General features: G+C 63.6%; 15 protein-coding genes. 12 read left to right on the top strand and 3 right to left on the bottom strand.

Annotated features, from left to right (window positions below; genetic code table 11):
* Positions 1-47: 47 nt before the first annotated feature.
* From LPJGGPFB_RS03560 to LPJGGPFB_RS03540, 5 genes are all read left to right on the top strand, one after another.
* Entirely contained in the window at positions 48-1,985 is a 1,938-nt protein-coding gene (locus tag LPJGGPFB_RS03560; protein WP_173418771.1) for a bifunctional 5-dehydro-2-deoxygluconokinase/5-dehydro-2-deoxyphosphogluconate aldolase, read from the top strand.
* A gap of 89 nt (positions 1,986-2,074) precedes the next feature.
* Positions 2,075-3,928, top strand: a complete 1,854-nt coding sequence (iolD, locus tag LPJGGPFB_RS03555) for a 3D-(3,5/4)-trihydroxycyclohexane-1,2-dione acylhydrolase (decyclizing) (protein WP_173418770.1) — start codon at positions 2,075-2,077, stop codon at positions 3,926-3,928.
* A gap of 93 nt (positions 3,929-4,021) precedes the next feature.
* Complete coding sequence (gene iolE, locus LPJGGPFB_RS03550) at positions 4,022-4,924, top strand: myo-inosose-2 dehydratase (RefSeq protein WP_173418769.1); 903 nt, start codon at positions 4,022-4,024, stop codon at positions 4,922-4,924.
* Positions 4,925-5,125: 201 nt separating this feature from the next.
* Positions 5,126-5,926, top strand: a complete 801-nt coding sequence (iolB, locus tag LPJGGPFB_RS03545) for a 5-deoxy-glucuronate isomerase (RefSeq protein WP_173418768.1) — start codon at positions 5,126-5,128, stop codon at positions 5,924-5,926.
* Positions 5,927-6,275: 349 nt separating this feature from the next.
* A complete protein-coding gene (locus LPJGGPFB_RS03540; protein WP_173418767.1) occupies positions 6,276-6,680 on the top strand; it encodes a GFA family protein in 405 nt (134 codons plus the stop codon).
* Positions 6,681-6,686: 6 nt separating this feature from the next.
* On the opposite strand, the gene LPJGGPFB_RS03535 is transcribed toward LPJGGPFB_RS03540, so the two are convergent.
* On the bottom strand, positions 6,687-7,388 hold the full coding sequence (locus tag LPJGGPFB_RS03535) for a DUF2268 domain-containing putative Zn-dependent protease (RefSeq protein ID WP_173418766.1): 702 nt from the start codon (positions 7,386-7,388) through the stop codon (positions 6,687-6,689).
* Positions 7,389-7,618: 230 nt separating this feature from the next.
* On the opposite strand from LPJGGPFB_RS03535, the gene LPJGGPFB_RS03530 reads away from it, so the two are divergent.
* The 4 genes from LPJGGPFB_RS03530 (at position 7,619) to LPJGGPFB_RS03515 (ending at position 10,805) form a co-directional block, all read left to right on the top strand.
* Complete coding sequence (locus LPJGGPFB_RS03530; RefSeq protein ID WP_173418765.1) at positions 7,619-8,431, top strand: AraC family transcriptional regulator; 813 nt, start codon at positions 7,619-7,621, stop codon at positions 8,429-8,431.
* A 152-nt stretch (positions 8,432-8,583) separates the two neighbouring features.
* Positions 8,584-9,486 carry a DMT family transporter gene (locus LPJGGPFB_RS03525; RefSeq protein ID WP_173418764.1) on the top strand — a complete coding sequence of 301 codons (903 nt, stop codon included), beginning with the start codon at positions 8,584-8,586 and terminating at the stop codon, positions 9,484-9,486.
* A gap of 33 nt (positions 9,487-9,519) precedes the next feature.
* A complete protein-coding gene (locus tag LPJGGPFB_RS03520; protein WP_173418763.1) occupies positions 9,520-10,248 on the top strand; it encodes a B3/B4 domain-containing protein in 729 nt (242 codons plus the stop codon).
* A 188-nt stretch (positions 10,249-10,436) separates the two neighbouring features.
* Positions 10,437-10,805: a hypothetical protein gene (locus LPJGGPFB_RS03515; RefSeq protein ID WP_173418762.1), complete on the top strand. Its 369-nt coding sequence runs from the start codon at positions 10,437-10,439 to the stop codon at positions 10,803-10,805.
* Positions 10,806-10,870: 65 nt separating this feature from the next.
* Here the strand turns inward: LPJGGPFB_RS03515 and LPJGGPFB_RS03510 are convergent, their stop codons facing one another.
* Positions 10,871-12,454 (bottom strand): peptide chain release factor 3, encoded by a 1,584-nt coding sequence (locus tag LPJGGPFB_RS03510; protein WP_173418761.1) that lies wholly within the window; start codon positions 12,452-12,454, stop codon positions 10,871-10,873.
* A gap of 96 nt (positions 12,455-12,550) precedes the next feature.
* Between LPJGGPFB_RS03510 and dut the strand changes: the two genes are divergently transcribed.
* The gene (gene dut, locus LPJGGPFB_RS03505; protein ID WP_173418760.1) at positions 12,551-13,018 is read left to right on the top strand and encodes a dUTP diphosphatase; all 468 of its coding nucleotides are present in this window, start codon (positions 12,551-12,553) and stop codon (positions 13,016-13,018) included.
* A gap of 63 nt (positions 13,019-13,081) precedes the next feature.
* Here the strand turns inward: dut and LPJGGPFB_RS03500 are convergent, their stop codons facing one another.
* A complete protein-coding gene (locus LPJGGPFB_RS03500; protein ID WP_173418759.1) occupies positions 13,082-13,519 on the bottom strand; it encodes an Lrp/AsnC family transcriptional regulator in 438 nt (145 codons plus the stop codon).
* 134 nt (positions 13,520-13,653) lie between these two features.
* Here LPJGGPFB_RS03500 and LPJGGPFB_RS03495 point away from each other — a divergent pair, with 134 nt between their 5' ends.
* On the top strand, positions 13,654-14,568 hold the full coding sequence (locus LPJGGPFB_RS03495; RefSeq protein ID WP_173418758.1) for a DMT family transporter: 915 nt from the start codon (positions 13,654-13,656) through the stop codon (positions 14,566-14,568).
* Positions 14,565-14,870, top strand: coding sequence for an NIPSNAP family protein (locus LPJGGPFB_RS03490; RefSeq protein ID WP_173418757.1), 306 nt, complete (start codon positions 14,565-14,567; stop codon positions 14,868-14,870). Before LPJGGPFB_RS03495 ends, LPJGGPFB_RS03490 begins: the two co-directional genes overlap by 4 nt.
* Positions 14,871-14,886 lie beyond the last annotated feature (16 nt).

Raw genomic sequence — 14,886 nt, 5'->3', positions numbered from 1 at the left:
AGAACGAGAATGGTCGGGGCCGCAAAGGCGTCCGCGGGGAGGAAGCAGTGAGCCAGAACGTTTCGTCACAGGGAGCAAAGCCGCTCGACCTCATCACCATAGGCCGGGCCTCGGTCGACCTTTACGGTCAGCAGATCGGCACCCGGCTCGAGGACGTTTCGAGCTTTGCCAAATCGGTCGGCGGCTGCCCCTGCAACATCTCCGTCGGCACGGCGCGCCTCGGGCTGAAGTCTGCGCTTCTGACCCGCGTCGGCGACGAACAGATGGGTCGCTTCATCCGGGAGCAGCTGACGCGCGAAGGTGTGGAGACCCGCGGCATCGTCACAGATCCGGAGCGCCTGACGGCGCTCGCCATCCTCGCCGTCGAGAACGACAAGTCCTTCCCGCTGTTGTTCTACCGCGACAACTGCGCCGACAACGCGCTGTGCGAAGACGACGTTTCCGAAGAGTTCATCCGCTCGGCACGGGCGATCCTCGTTTCCGGCACGCATTTCTCCAAGCCCAACACCGATGCGGCGCAGCGCAAGGCGATGCGTATCGCCAAGGAAACCGGCGCGAAGATCGTCTTCGACATCGATTACCGCCCGAACCTCTGGGGCCTTGCCGGCCATGACGCCGGCGAAAGCCGGTACATCGCCTCTGACCGCGTCTCGGCACATCTGAAGACAGTTCTTGCCGATTGCGACCTGATTGTCGGCACCGAGGAAGAGGTGCTGATCGCATCGGGCGAAAGCGACCTCTTGCAGGCGCTGAAGACCATCCGTTCGCTGTCCAAGGCGACGATCGTGCTCAAGCGCGGTCCGATGGGCTGCATCGTTTATGACGGTCCGATCTCCGACGATCTTGAAGACGGCATCATTGGCAAAGGCTTCCCGATCGAGGTCTACAACGTGCTCGGCGCCGGCGACGCCTTCATGTCCGGCTTCCTGCGCGGCTGGCTTAAGAACGAACCGCACGCGACCTCGGCCACCTGGGCGAATGCCTGCGGCGCCTTTGCCGTTTCCCGCCTGCTCTGCGCGCCGGAGATCCCGACCTGGACCGAACTGCAATTCTTCCTGGAGAAGGGCAGCACGGAACGGGCGCTGCGCAAGGACGAGGCGATCAACCACGTTCACTGGGCGACGACCCGCCGCCGCGAGATTCCGCTGTTGATGGCGCTGGCGATCGACCATCGCAGCCAGCTGGAAGACGCAGCCGCCGGCAATCCGGAATTGCTTGCCCGCATCCCCGCCTTCAAGGTTCTGGCGGTCAAGGCTGCCGCGCAAGTTGCCGCCGGGCGCTCCGGCTTCGGCATGCTGATCGACGACAAATACGGCCGCGACGCGCTTTATGCCGCCGGCGCCCACCGCGATTTCTGGATCGGCAAACCGATCGAGCTTCCGGGCTCGCGGCCGCTGCAGTTCGAATTCAGCCAGGATCTCGGCAGCCGCCTGATCGACTGGCCGGTCGACCACTGCATCAAGGTGTTGTCCTTCTACCACCCGGACGATCCGGCCGAGATGAAGGCGACGCAGGTTGCCAAGCTCCGCTCGGCCTTCGAGGCGGCACGCAAGGTCGGCCGCGAAATCCTGATCGAGATCATCGCCGGCAAGCACGGCAAGCTCGACGACCAGACCATTCCGCGTGCCCTTAACGAACTCTACGATGCCGGCCTCAAACCCGACTGGTGGAAGCTCGAGCCCCAGGCAAGCCGTGGCGCCTGGGCCGCGATCGACGCGGTCATCGAACAACGAGACCCGCTCTGCCGCGGCGTGGTGCTGCTCGGCCTCGAAGCGCCCTATGAGGCGCTGAAGGACGGCTTTGCCGCGGCCCGCACGTCGAAGACGGTGAAGGGTTTTGCCGTCGGCCGCACGATCTTTGCCGATGCCAGCAAGGCCTGGCTCGGCGGCACGATGACCGACGAACAGGCGGTCGCCGAGATGGCGGGAAAATTCAAGGCGCTGGTCGATCTCTGGCTGCAGCTGGGTGAAACAAAGGCGGCATAGGATCGGGGCTGGTTCTCGTACCGGCCCCAGTCCAGGCAACGATACAGTGGGCGAAACGGGATGATTTCGCCACGAGGAGGAAACAGAGTATGAGCCAGAAGACCGTGCGCCTGACCATGGCACAGGCCGTGGCGCGGTTCCTGACCCGCCAGATGACCGTCATCGACGGCAACAAGGTGCCGATCTTCGGCGGCGTCTTCGCCATCTTCGGCCACGGCAATGTCGCCGGCGTCGGCGAGGCGTTGCACGGCATCAAGGACACGCTGCCGACCTACCGCGCCCAGAACGAACAGGGCATGGCCAATGCGGCGATCGCCTTTGCCAAGGCGAGCTTCCGTCGCCGCTTCATGGCCTGCACCACCTCGATCGGCCCCGGCGCGCTCAACATGGTGACCTCGGCGGCGCTTGCCCATGTCAACCGCCTGCCGGTCCTGTTCCTGCCCGGCGATGTCTTCGCCAATCGCCGGCCCGATCCGGTGTTGCAGCAGGTGGAAGGTTTTGCCGACGGCACGATCTCGGCCAATGACTGCTTCCGTCCGGTCTCGCGCTATTTCGACCGCATCACCCGGCCCGAGCAGATCATCCCGGCGTTGCGCCGCGCCATGCAGGTGCTGACGGACCCGGCCGATTGCGGGCCGGTCACGCTTTCGCTCTGCCAGGACGTGCAGGCGGAAGCCTATGACTATCCGGAAGCCTTCTTCGACGAGAAGGTCTGGTCTTCCCGCCGCATCGAGCCCGATGCCGACGAACTGGCAGCGGCGATTGCGGCGCTGAAGGCGGCGAAACACCCGGTGATCATCGCCGGCGGCGGCGTGCTCTATTCGGAAGCCAGCAAGGCGCTGGCCGCTTTTGCGGAAAAGCACGGCATTCCCGTCGTCGAGACCCAGGCCGGCAAGTCCTCTCTGCCGCACAGCCACCCGCTCAACATGGGCTCCGTCGGCGTGACCGGCACGTCGGCCTCCAACCAGCTGGCGGAGGCTGCCGACGTCGTGCTCGCCGTCGGCTCACGGCTGCAGGATTTCACCACCGGTTCCTGGGCGCTGTTCAAGAACGAGGGCCTGAAGATTGTCGGCCTCAATGTCCAGCCGTTCGATGCCGCCAAGCATGAGGGGCTGCCGCTGGTGGCTGACGCACGCATCGGCCTCGAGCGAATTTCCGCCGGGCTCGGCAACCACAAGGTCGACGCCGCCTGGACCGACAAGGCCAGGGCCGGAAAGACCGAGTGGCTGAAAGCCGCCGACAAGGCGACGGCGACCACCAATGCGACGCTGCCGTCGGATGCACAGGTGATCGGCGCCGTCCAGCGCGCCCGCGGTGGAGCGGACACTGTGCTTGTCTGCGCGGCGGGCGGTCTGCCCGGCGAGCTGCACAAGCTCTGGCAGGCGGAAACGCCTGGGGGTTACCACATGGAATACGGCTTCTCGACCATGGGTTATGAAGTCGCCGGCGGCCTCGGCGCCAAGCTCGCCCGGCCGGATAGCGACGTCATCGTCATGGTCGGTGACGGCAGCTACATGATGCTGAACTCCGAGATCGCCTCGTCGATCATGCTCGGCGCCAAGATCACCATCGTGCTGCTCGATAATGCCGGCTACGGCTGCATCAACCGGCTGCAGATGGCAACCGGCGGCGCCAACTTCAACAACCTGCTCGCCGATACGCACCATGTCGAACTGCCGCAGATCGATTTCGCCGCCCATGCCGGCGCGATGGGTGCGCTGACGCGCAAGGTCGGCTCGATCTCGGAGCTGGAATCGGCTCTGAAGGAAACGGCCGGCGAAGCCCGCACCACCGTCATCGTCATCGACACCGACCCGCTTGTTACCACCGACGAAGGCGGCCACTGGTGGGATGTCGCGGTCCCCGAGGTTTCGGACCGCGCCCAGGTCAACGAGGCCCGCAAGGGTTACGAGAAGGCGCTCGCGTCGCAACGCTTCGGCTGAGAACAAACAATCCGGCGCCTGCGACCCCATCGCAGGCGCTTTTCCACGTCCATTGTCCGCATGGTTGCGGATGGCATCAGAAAGTGAAGAAACATGATCCGCTACGGAACCAACCCGATCGCCTGGAGCAACGACGACGACCATTCGATCGGCGCGCATCTGACGCTCGAGGATTGCCTGTCCGATTGCCAGAAGATCGGCTTCGACGGCATCGAGAAGGGCCACAAGATGCCTTCCGACCCGGAAGCGCTGAAGGCGAAACTTGCCTCCTACGACCTGGTCTTCGTTTCCGGCTGGCACTCGACCAACCTGCTCACCCACGACGTCGAAACGGAGAAGAAGGCGATCCAGCCGCATCTCGACCTGTTGAAGCACAACGGCTGCAAGGTAGCGATCGTCTGCGAGACCTCGAACGCCATCCATGGCGACGACAGCAAATCGGTGGCCAACGACAAGCCGGTGCTGCCGGCGGACCAGTGGAAGAAGTTCGGCGCCGACCTTGAGGCGATCGCGCAATATTGCGCCGACCAGGGCATCGATCTCGTCTATCACCACCACATGGGCACGATCGTCCAGACCGGCGAGGAAATCGACCTCCTGATGCAGAACACCGGTCCGGCGACCAAGCTCCTGCTCGACACCGGTCACGCCTGGTTCGGCGGCTCCGACCCGGCCGAGGTCGCGAAGAAGTACATGCACCGCGTCCGTCACATCCATTGCAAGAACGTCCGCACCGCCGTGCGCAAGATCGTCGAAGGCGAAGGCCTCTCCTTCCTCGAGGGTGTGCGCCGCGGTGTCTTCACCGTTCCCGGCGACAGCGAAGGCGGCGTCGATTTCCTGCCCGTCCTGAAAATCGCCGCCGAGCACAATTACGATGGCTGGCTGGTGATCGAGGCCGAACAGGACTCGGCCGTGCGCAACCCCTTCGAGTATCAGTCGCTGGGGCTGAAGTCGCTGAAGGCGTTTGCCAAGGAAGCGGGCTTGGACCGGGCGTAGCCGCCCCTCATCCGGCTGCCGCCACCTTCTCCCCGCTCGTGGGGAGAAGGGGTATGCCGCACCGTCCAGGTTTCCCGCGATATGGGAGAAGAGAAACGGTAAGCGCGAAAGTCCCCTCTCCCCGCCTGCGGGGAGAGGGTTAGGGTGAGGGGCAAGCCAAAGACTCGGCGCGCTCGATAAAATGAATCAGGAGACCGTCACATGTCCAAGCTGCTCGTCAAACCGAAGGCCAACTCCGGCCTGATGCAGAACGTCACGCCGGAAAGCGCCGGCTGGACCTATGTCGGCTTCGCGCTCAACCGGCTGAAGCCGAGCGAGACGGCTGACGGCGAGGCCGGCGACAAGGAGATCTGCCTCGTGCTGGTCACCGGCAAGGCGAAGATTTCGGTCGATGGCGAGGACTTCGGCGAGCTTGGCGAGCGCATGACACCCTTCGAGGGACAGCCCTATGCCGTCTACGTGCCGAAGGGCAGCCGCTGGCAGGTGGCGGCGACGACCGATCTCGATCTCGCGATCTGCTCGGCCCCCGGCGGCGACGGTTTCAAGGCCAAGGTGATCAAGCCGGGCACGCACCCGCAGATGACGCGCGGCAAGGGCACCAACACCCGCTATGTCACCAACATCATGCCCGAGGACGACAGCTCCGCCCAGTCGCTGTTGGTGGTCGAAGTGATCACGCCGGGCGGACACACCTCTTCCTACCCGCCGCACAAGCACGATCAGGACGATCTGCCGGCCGAGAGCTATCTGGAAGAGACCTATTACCACCGCCTGAACCCGCCGCAGGGTTTTGCCATGCAGCGCGTCTATACCGACGACCGCTCGCTGGACGAGACCATGGCCGTGGAAGACGGCGACGTGACGCTGGTACCGAGGGGATATCACCCGGTTGCCGCCGTACACGGTTACGACGTCTACTATCTCAACGTCATGGCCGGGCCGAAGCGGGTGTGGAAATTCCACAACGCCCGCGAACACGAGTGGCTGTTTACCGGCGTTTAGAGCGTTTCATCTTTAAACGGAAGCGATTCTGTTGGCTCAAAACGGCCGTTCCACACGAAGGATGGCGCAGAGCGATGCGGACCCATCGGTCAAGCCATCCGACACAGTGGACGGCCGTTTTCAGCCAACCCGAAGGGCCGGATGAATTTCGGCCATTACCGGCGGCGTCCGTCTCGACCGCAGCTTCTGCTGCGCTCTTCGCCAGCCGACTTGGTTCTGGCCGAAATTCCTTCCGGCAGAATGCTTCCGTTTAAAGATGAAGCGCTCTAGGCCGATCGCCTCCGGCGCAAGCACGATGGACGGACGCGCGTCTCCGTCCTAGGTTATGGCCTTTCAGGGAGGCTGTGCCATGCGGATCGACGGACAATGCCATTGCGGCTTCGTGACCTATGAGGCGGACATCGATCCGGACGATGTCGCGATCTGCCACTGCACCGATTGCCAGCAGCTGACGGGAACGGCCTACCGCGTGAGTGCGGGGACAGCGCGCGAAAATTTCCGGCTCACCGGTGGCGAGCCGAAGCTTTACGTCAAGACCGCGGAAAACGGCCGCAAGCGCCTGCAGTTCTTCTGCCCGAACTGCGGTTCGCCGGTCTACACCACCGGCACGGATGAGGACGCCGAAGAGGTCGGCATTCGCCTCGGCACGATCAATCAGCGCCGCGACCTTGCTCCCAAATCACAGATCTGGCGTTCTTCCGCCCTGCCCTGGATCCACAGCGTCGGCACGTTGCCCGGTCACGACCGGGACTGATCGACGTCAGGCGATCGCTATCCTGGCCTTCAGATGCGCCCACGCCCGGCCGATCACCTCGGGCGCCGGGGTCGCCGTCATCCGCGACGGACGGGCGTCCGGATTGGCGGCCAGGTAGGTCTTCACGAGATGGTAGCCGATCGAGTAGCCGGCCCAGCGCGGCAGCGGGCTACCTTGTCCGCTCCAGCCGAAGAACCAGGCGCTGTGGTTGTAGCCGTCAGCCCACAGCTCCAGTTCGGCCCGCTCGATAAGCCCCAACCAGTCTTGCGCGGGAATAGCGTGGTTCCACGGATTGCCGTCGCCACCGTTGATTTCCGCGTCGAAGGCGTCGGCCAGGCCTTCGGTGACGAGCACCTCTCCCAGCCTGAGACCATAGCCGCAAGTCGCGTGGCGGAAGGAATGGTGAAGTTCGTGTGTAAGTGTCTTTCGGAATTCGCCTCTTACGAGGTTGGTCTCGAAGTTGGGGTTATCCGGATCCAGCGTGACCGTGACGAGCCCACGGCGGTAGCAGGCGCCCGACAAACCAAGCTCCGGAATCGTTTCCCCCGGCCGGCGCTCGACGAGGACATCGACGGGTGCGGACCTGTCGGATGCTGAAACGCTGCCGCCGACACGCTCAGCCGTCGTCCGCACGTCGTTGAGAATCGTCTCGCGCCAGGGTGCAAGGGATCCATCGGCTTCGAGGAAGTGAAGGCGCAGGTCCAGCATTCGGCAATTCTCCGGTCGTCATCGTCTTTCGACGGCGGAATTTACCCATGCGGACGCCGATTGCAACGCCGCAAGGGCGAAAGCATCAGCCCCGGCCGGTGCCTTTCGTCGCGCCGCCCGGCAGATCCGGCCGGCAGTTTTGGCCGATCCCCATGGCCGGAAAGCCGCGGCCGTTGTAAGAGAAAGACAGATACATCCGACGGGCCGTCGGTGCCCGAACAGGCGTGGCGATGACAAAGGGCAAGTTCACGATACTCCGTTGCCGCATTGCCGGCGTCGAGGCCGTCGCTGCCTCGTCGGGGCACGTGTTTGCACGCCACACCCATGAGCAATTCGGCATCGGCCTCATCCACCAGGGCGCTCAGAAATCGCTGAGCGGCCGCGGCGTGGTCGAAGCGGGTGCGGGCGACATGATCACGGTCAACCCCGGCGAGGTCCATGACGGCATGCCGATCGGCGATGCCGGTCGGTCGTGGCGGATGCTCTATTTCGACCCTGCCGTGATCGGCAACGCCATGGAGGACATCAGCCAGGGCCGGACGCGGATTGCGGAGTTCACCGCCCCCGCCTTCCATGATGTGCGGACGTCGAGACACTTTCAGACCCTCTTCAGCGCGATCACCGCGCCCGGTGGCGATCGAGGCGAGATGCTCGACGAGGAGTGCACGCTTTTGCTGCTGGCCGACGTAATGCACGAGCGGGACGGGCAATGCCATGGCGGGCACGTGCCGTCGGCGGTCGCCAGGGCGCAGAGCCTGATCGACGAAGATCCGGCCGTCCCCGTCACCCTGACCGATCTTGCACAGGCAGCGGGCCTCAGCCGGTTTCAGGTGGTGCGCGGATTTTCGAAAAGCTTCGGGTTGACGCCGCATGCCTATCTCGTGCAGCGCCGGATCGATCTGACGCGGCGGCTGATCGCCAGCGGCATGCCGCTGGCCGAGGCCGCGGCGGAAGGCGGCTTTGCCGACCAGAGCCACATGACGCGGATCTTCGTGCGCAAATACGGCATCTCGCCCGGCGCCTACGCCGGTTCCTTCCACTGAGCCAAGGCCGTGCCTTGAACTCTCGTTTTCGTGCGGGTCATTGATGCAGGCCCGCCGAACATTTCCGCACAAACGGCATCGCCGCCTGCAATTCCGTTCAAGACCGAAAGACCTGGATGAGGTCTCTTGCGCACCAACGCAGGAGTGGCCGCATGTCGGAAAAATTTCAAGGATATCTCTATCTTTCGCTGGCGATGATCATGGTCGGCAGCACAGTGATCGCCAGCAAGCTGATCGCTTCCGGCCTGCCGCCCTTTGTTGCCACGGCCTTACGCTTTGCTGTCGCCTTTCCGCTGTTCCTCGCCCTGATGCGCCTGACACGGACGCCCTGGCCAAGGCTTGAACGGCGCGAGTGGTTGATCCTCTTCCTGCAGGCAGGCGCCGGCAGCGTCGGCTATACGACGCTTCTGATTGCCGGATTGCGCTACAGTTCGGCGACGGATGCCGGCGTCGTCATCGGCACGCTTCCGGTCGTCTCCGCTGCCATCGCCATCCTGCTTCTCGGCGAACGCCCCAGCCGGTCGACCCTGATCGCGATCGGATTGGCGGCAGCGGGCGTTCTGACGATCGTGCTTCGGCCCGGCGAAGGCACATCCCATTCTGCCCTCGGCATCACGCTCGTCTTTGGCGCGGTGGTTTGCGAAGGGCTGTTCATCTTGATCAACAAGCGTATCCGAACGCCGATCGCGCCTCTCGCCCTTTCAACCATCATGGCCGGCATGGGCGTTGCCGTGGCGATCGTCCCCGCTCTCTTCGAGGTTCCTTCGATGCAGGGCGTCGCGGAGCAATCTCTGGCGGCCGTGCTTTATTATGCCCTGGTACCCACGGTCGCCGGCTTCATCCTTTGGTACGCGGGTTCCGCCAGGGTCAGCGGAACGGAAGCCTCGGTCTTTACCGCTCTCGCGCCCGTCTCCGCCGTCTTGCTGGCCTTCGTTCTTCTCGGCGAACCCGTCAGTATCAACCAGCTCGCCGGCATCGGCTGCGTGCTTGTCGCCGTCCTCAGCCTTGCCATGCCGCATCTCCGGTCCAAGACTGCCGGTCAGGCCCAGATCTGACGCCATTCTCATCCCCTTCTTTCGAGGCATTCCATGCATTTCCAGCATTCAGACAGCATCTGGCGCGATTTTCCCGAGCTTGCGGCGGGTGCGCTCCATGTCGAAGGTATCAGCAGCGACGTTTCGGTCGCCGACGCCGTTGCGCGGTTTCAAGCGATCGCCAGGACCTTCCTTGCAACGCGTGCGGAAGGCGAACTCTTGGAAATTCAGGCCTGGCGCCGGACGTTTTCCAGAATGGACTTGAAGCCGACGCAGTATCGCTGCGCATCGGAAGCCCTGCTGCGCCGGTTCCGGAAAGAGGGCGACCTGCCGTCGATCCATCCGCTGATCGACCTTTGCAACGCCGTGTCGCTGGCCTTTGCCATTCCCATCGCCGTCTTCGATCTTTCGCGCATCGACGGCGATCTAGAAGTGACCCGTGCGAAAGGGGACGAGGTCTACGCCACCTTCTCCGGCGACACGGAGCACCCTGAACCGGATGAAGTGATCTTTCGCGACGCGGCGGGATGCGCCCATGCGCGCCGGTGGACCAACCGGCAAAGCGGCCATTCGGCGATCCGCCCGCAGACGACGTCAGCCCTCATCGTCGCAGAAGCGCTGCATGAAACCGCGGCTGCGGATATGGCCGAGCTTGTTGCGGCCCTCGAGGAGGCCATCGGCGCCACCTGGCACATTCGCCCGACGTCGGCGCAGCTCAGCCGAAGCGCACCGCGCTTTGCCCTTGCGTCCCGCGGGCAGGCAGCGCGCAGCGAAAGTGTTTGACGCAGGGCCAGGCGGACATACCATCGCGGCATCGCGGCATCGCGGCATCGCGGCATCGCGGCATCGCGGCAAGAGGCAGCGTGCGCGTAGACATCGGGCGCGACACCGCCGCTCACCGGATATGCCACAGGGTTACGCCCTTGGATCAAGGCTGATCTGAAGGTTTATGCACTCAACAAGAGGCGACGATGACAGAAGGCATGCGTTCGAAATTCAGCCTGGCGCGGCGGATGCTGTTCGACAACGGCGGGCTCGAGGAGATCTTTCGCCACGTGCGCAACCTGGTGGTCGCGACGCTGGTGATCGCCGCCGGCATGCATGCGGTCGAGAACGGTCGCACCCTCGATATCAAGGGGCTGCCGAACACCGCCGTGGCGGGTTACATCGTCTCCACCATCGGCGTCGTTCTATTTCTGCTCAATCTGGCGGATGGCCTGCACAGGCTGTCGAAGGTGCGTCGGCATCTGGCGCTGCAGATCCTGCTTTTGGCGATCTATGCCTTCGTCACCCTCCGGGTGACACAGCTGGTGCTGGCTCTGCGCATGTCGACCCTCTGAGGGGCCACACTCCCTGAACGGCTGGGGGTCAGCCGGCGTATGCCGCCGGCTGAGAGTGGTATCGATCACGCCGCCTTGGCGACGTGGTACTCCTTGATCGCGACCATCTTGATCGCCGGGTAACGCTCGGCCTCGTAACGCAGCGAGAAGCTGTCCTGCGCCAGGAAAACCGGGTCGCCGTCGAGATCGCGAGCGATATCGCCGCGGCGGGCGGTGACGAACTTGTCGAGTTCGGCGGGCTGGTCGGACGAAATCCAGCGGCAGACGGAGAAGCGCGACATTTCGAACGACACCGGCAGGCCGTATTCTCCCTGCAGGCGCTCCTTCAGAACGTCGAGCTGCAGCGCGCCCACGACGCCGACGATCGCCGGCGAGCCGTCTTCCGGCGAGAACAGCTGAACGACGCCCTCTTCGGCCATCTGCTGCAGCGCTTCCTTCAGCTTCTTCGCCTTCATCGCATCTTCGAGCCGCACGCGCCGCAGAATTTCCGGCGAGAAGTTCGGCACGCCCTGGAAGACCAGATGTTCACCTTCCGTCAGCGTATCGCCGATGCGCAAGGTGCCGTGGTTCGGAATGCCGACAACGTCGCCGGCATAGGCCGTATCGGCCAGCTGGCGCTGCGAAGCGAAGAAGAACTGCGGGGCGCTCAGGCCCAGCTGCTTGCCGGTGCGCGCCAGACGCGCCTTCATGCCACGCTCGAGCTTGCCGGAGCAGACACGGGCAAAGGCGATGCGGTCGCGGTGGTTCGGGTCCATGTTCGCCTGGATCTTGAAGACGAAGGCGGTCATCTTGTCGTCGGTCGCATGTACGGTACGCGTATCGGCGACCTGGTCGCGCGGCGGCGGGGCGATCTCGCCAAGCGCATTGATCAGGTCGCGCACACCGTAGTTGCGGAGCGCCGAGCCGAAGAATACCGGCGTCAGATGGCCTTCGAGGAAGGCCTTCTTGTCGAACGGCTTGCAGGCCTCGATCGCCAGCGACGTCTCTTCGATGAAGGCCTCGCGTTCGTTTTCCGGCAGGCGGTGGGCGACCATCTCGGGACCGTTGACCCGGGTCAGCACTTCCTGCGTATCGGCGCCGCGCACGGTGTTGTCGGCAAGGTGGTAGGAACCGCAAAAGGTCTTGGAGCGACCGATCGGCCAGGTCACCGGCGCACAGTCGAGCGCCAGCTTTTCTTCGACCTCATCGAGGATCTCGAAGGGGTCGCGGCTCTCGCGGTCCATCTTGTTGACGAAGGTGATGATCGGTATGTCGCGCATGCGGCAGACTTCGAACAGCTTCAGCGTCCGCGGCTCGATACCCTTGGCGGCGTCGATGACCATGACCGCGGCATCGACCGCCGTCAGCGTGCGATAGGTGTCATCGGCGAAGTCTTCGTGACCGGGCGTGTCGAGGATGTTGAAGACATTGCCGCCATATTCGAAGGTCATCACCGAGGTGACGACCGAGATGCCGCGCTCGCGCTCGATCTTCATCCAGTCCGAACGGGTCTGGATGCGATCCTTCTTGGCCTTGACTTCGCCGGCGAGCTGAATGGCGCCGCCGAACAGCAGCAGCTTTTCGGTGAGGGTGGTCTTACCCGCGTCGGGGTGGGCGATGATCGCAAATGTGCGGCGGCGGGATACCGCCTCGGCGAGACTTTCGGCCATATCGTAGAATCCTGTGAGTTGCGGCGTCTTTACAGGCTCGGCCCTCATTATGCAATTGACCGGTGCTGCGAGCGCCCGGCTTATGGATCAATGACCATGCACACGCCCCAGACAAAACCCGCCCTGACCCTCATTCGCCTGCCGCATGCCGAGGCATTGGACCTGCCGGCCTATGAGACCGAGGGTGCAGCCGGCATGGATTTGCGCGCCGCAGTTGGCGCAAACGAGCCGATGACGCTTGCACCGGGAAAACGGGCGCTGGTGCCGACCGGCTTCATCTTCGAGATCCCGGCGGGCTATGAGGCGCAGATCCGCCCGCGATCCGGCCTTGCCTTCAAGAACGGCATCACTTGCCTCAACACGCCGGGCACGATCGACAGCGATTATCGCGGCGAAGTGAAGGTGCTGCTCGTCAATCTCGGTGACGCGGATTTCGTCATCGAGCGCGGCATGCGCATCGCGCAGATGGTGATTGCGCCGGTGACGCAGGTGAGCGTGCGCGAGGCCGACAGCGCCAGCGAGACGCAACGCGGCGCCGGTGGCTTCGGCTCGACCGGCGTCTGAAGCATTTCCAGGAAAAGCGCGAAGCGGTTGCCCGTCCGCAATTGCATGATCTGAAAAGCCCGATCAGATAAGCGGCGGCAAGCGCCGCTTCACCGGCGTCGACTTGACGATCGACGTGTTGGTCTGCGCCTTCTCGGCGATGCGATCGAGCAGCGTGTCCAGCTCCGCCATATCCCGCACGAACAGCTTGGCGATGAAACAGTCGTCGCCGGTGACCTTGTCGCATTCGACGACCTGCGGCGTCTCCTGGATCAGTTTCTCGACGATATGCAGCATGCCCGGCATCGGCCGGACGCGGATGATCGCCTGCAGGGGATAGCCGAGCTTCACAGGGTTGAGGGCGATGGTGAAACCGTCGAGCACGCCGCGCTCCTCCAGCTTGCGCAGGCGCTCGGCGGCACTGGGCGAGGACAGGCCCGCCTGCTGCGCCAGCTCCTTCAGCGACACGCGCGCATTTGCGGCCAGGATATCCAGAATGCGGCGATCGAGTTCATCCAGCATCGGCAAACCTCATAAGCCAAAACATCGAAACCGTCTTCGATGTTTAGGTAAAATAACCTAAATGCCTGCGATCTTCCATATAAACTGCTGATGATGCCGATTAATCTTGGGCCATCAATCGAGGAGTGATCGCCATGGGCGCAGACATCAAAAGAGGCAGTGCCGAAATGACGGCGGCGATGCTGATATCGGGCACGATCGGCTGGTTCGTGCTGATGTCAGGTCAGCCGGTGACCAGCGTCGTCTTCTGGCGTTGCGTTTTCGGCGCGGTGACGCTGGTGGCGATCGCGGCCATGCTCGGCCTCCTCGACCGGCGCCATTTCACCCGGCGGGTCGTGCTGCTGTCGATTGCCGGCGGCATCGCCATCGTCGTCAACTGGCTGTTGCTGTTTGCCGCCTATTCGCATGCGTCGATCTCGATCGCGACGATGGTCTACAACACCCAGCCGTTCATGCTTCTCGGGCTCGGCGCCCTGTTCCTCGGCGAAAAGATCACCGCGACCAAGGTCTTCTGGCTGTCGATCTCCTTTGCCGGCATGCTGGCGATCATCTCGGCCAAGCCCGGCGGCGGCTTTGCGCCGGATGATTATCTTGTTGGCATCGCGCTTTCGATCGGTGCTGCCTTCTTCTACGCGATCGCGGCCTTGCTCACCAAGCTGCTCAAGGGAACGCCGCCGCACCTGATCGCCCTGATCCAGGTGGTGACCGGAACGCTGATGCTGGCACCGATGGCCCTTGCCGCCCCCACCCCTTCCGGTGCCGAGCAATGGTCGATCCTGATTGCCGTCGGCGTCATCCATACCGGCATCATGTACGTGCTGCTCTATGGCGCCATTCAGAGGTTGCCGACGCACATGACCGGGGCCTTGTCCTTCATCTACCCGATCGCCGCCATCGTCGTCGATCGTCTCGCCTTCGGGCATGCGCTGCAGCCGATCCAGATCCTCGGATCGATCGCCATCCTGCTGGCTGCTGCCGGCATGAATCTCGGCTGGAAACTTCGGATCGCCTCCCCTATCAAGCGCAGACGCGAAGGGAGAACCGCATGATCACCTGCTATCTGAAATACGTTATCGACCCCTACAAGCTGGCCGAGTTCGAGCACTACGCCAAACTCTGGATACCGCTCGTCAACCGGCTGGGTGGCACCCACCACGGCTACTTCATGCCGCACGAGGGCGCCAACAACATCGCGCTGGCGCTCTTCACCTTCCCCAGCCTCGCCGAATACGAGATCTATCGCGAGAAGATGGCCAAGGATCCGGAATGCCTGGAGGCTTTCGCCTACGGCGAAAAGACACGCTGCATCGTCAGCTACGAACGCAGCTTCATGCGGCCGATGTTCGAATAGGAGAGACCTTGGCCGA

Source organism: Ensifer adhaerens (genome assembly GCF_013283195.1).
Classification (GTDB): domain Bacteria; phylum Pseudomonadota; class Alphaproteobacteria; order Rhizobiales; family Rhizobiaceae; genus Ensifer; species Ensifer adhaerens_G.
Note: the sequence above shows the minus strand (reverse complement) of the source record. Positions and strands in the feature narration are given on the sequence as shown.

Excerpts from the sequence above, each read along its gene's own strand:
- iolD (WP_173418770.1), top strand. The coding sequence starts at position 2,075 with ATGAGCCAGAAGACCGTGCGCCTGACCATGGCACAGGCCGTGGCGCGG.
- iolE (WP_173418769.1), top strand. The coding sequence starts at position 4,022 with ATGATCCGCTACGGAACCAACCCGATCGCCTGGAGCAACGACGACGAC.
- iolB (WP_173418768.1), top strand. The coding sequence starts at position 5,126 with ATGTCCAAGCTGCTCGTCAAACCGAAGGCCAACTCCGGCCTGATGCAG.
- LPJGGPFB_RS03540 (WP_173418767.1), top strand. The coding sequence starts at position 6,276 with ATGCGGATCGACGGACAATGCCATTGCGGCTTCGTGACCTATGAGGCG.
- LPJGGPFB_RS03535 (WP_173418766.1), bottom strand. The coding sequence starts at position 7,388 with ATGCTGGACCTGCGCCTTCACTTCCTCGAAGCCGATGGATCCCTTGCA.
- LPJGGPFB_RS03530 (WP_173418765.1), top strand. The coding sequence starts at position 7,619 with ATGACAAAGGGCAAGTTCACGATACTCCGTTGCCGCATTGCCGGCGTC.
- LPJGGPFB_RS03525 (WP_173418764.1), top strand. The coding sequence starts at position 8,584 with ATGTCGGAAAAATTTCAAGGATATCTCTATCTTTCGCTGGCGATGATC.
- LPJGGPFB_RS03520 (WP_173418763.1), top strand. The coding sequence starts at position 9,520 with ATGCATTTCCAGCATTCAGACAGCATCTGGCGCGATTTTCCCGAGCTT.
- LPJGGPFB_RS03515 (WP_173418762.1), top strand. The coding sequence starts at position 10,437 with ATGACAGAAGGCATGCGTTCGAAATTCAGCCTGGCGCGGCGGATGCTG.
- LPJGGPFB_RS03510 (WP_173418761.1), bottom strand. The coding sequence starts at position 12,454 with ATGGCCGAAAGTCTCGCCGAGGCGGTATCCCGCCGCCGCACATTTGCG.
- dut (WP_173418760.1), top strand. The coding sequence starts at position 12,551 with ATGCACACGCCCCAGACAAAACCCGCCCTGACCCTCATTCGCCTGCCG.
- LPJGGPFB_RS03500 (WP_173418759.1), bottom strand. The coding sequence starts at position 13,519 with ATGCTGGATGAACTCGATCGCCGCATTCTGGATATCCTGGCCGCAAAT.
- LPJGGPFB_RS03495 (WP_173418758.1), top strand. The coding sequence starts at position 13,654 with ATGGGCGCAGACATCAAAAGAGGCAGTGCCGAAATGACGGCGGCGATG.
- LPJGGPFB_RS03490 (WP_173418757.1), top strand. The coding sequence starts at position 14,565 with ATGATCACCTGCTATCTGAAATACGTTATCGACCCCTACAAGCTGGCC.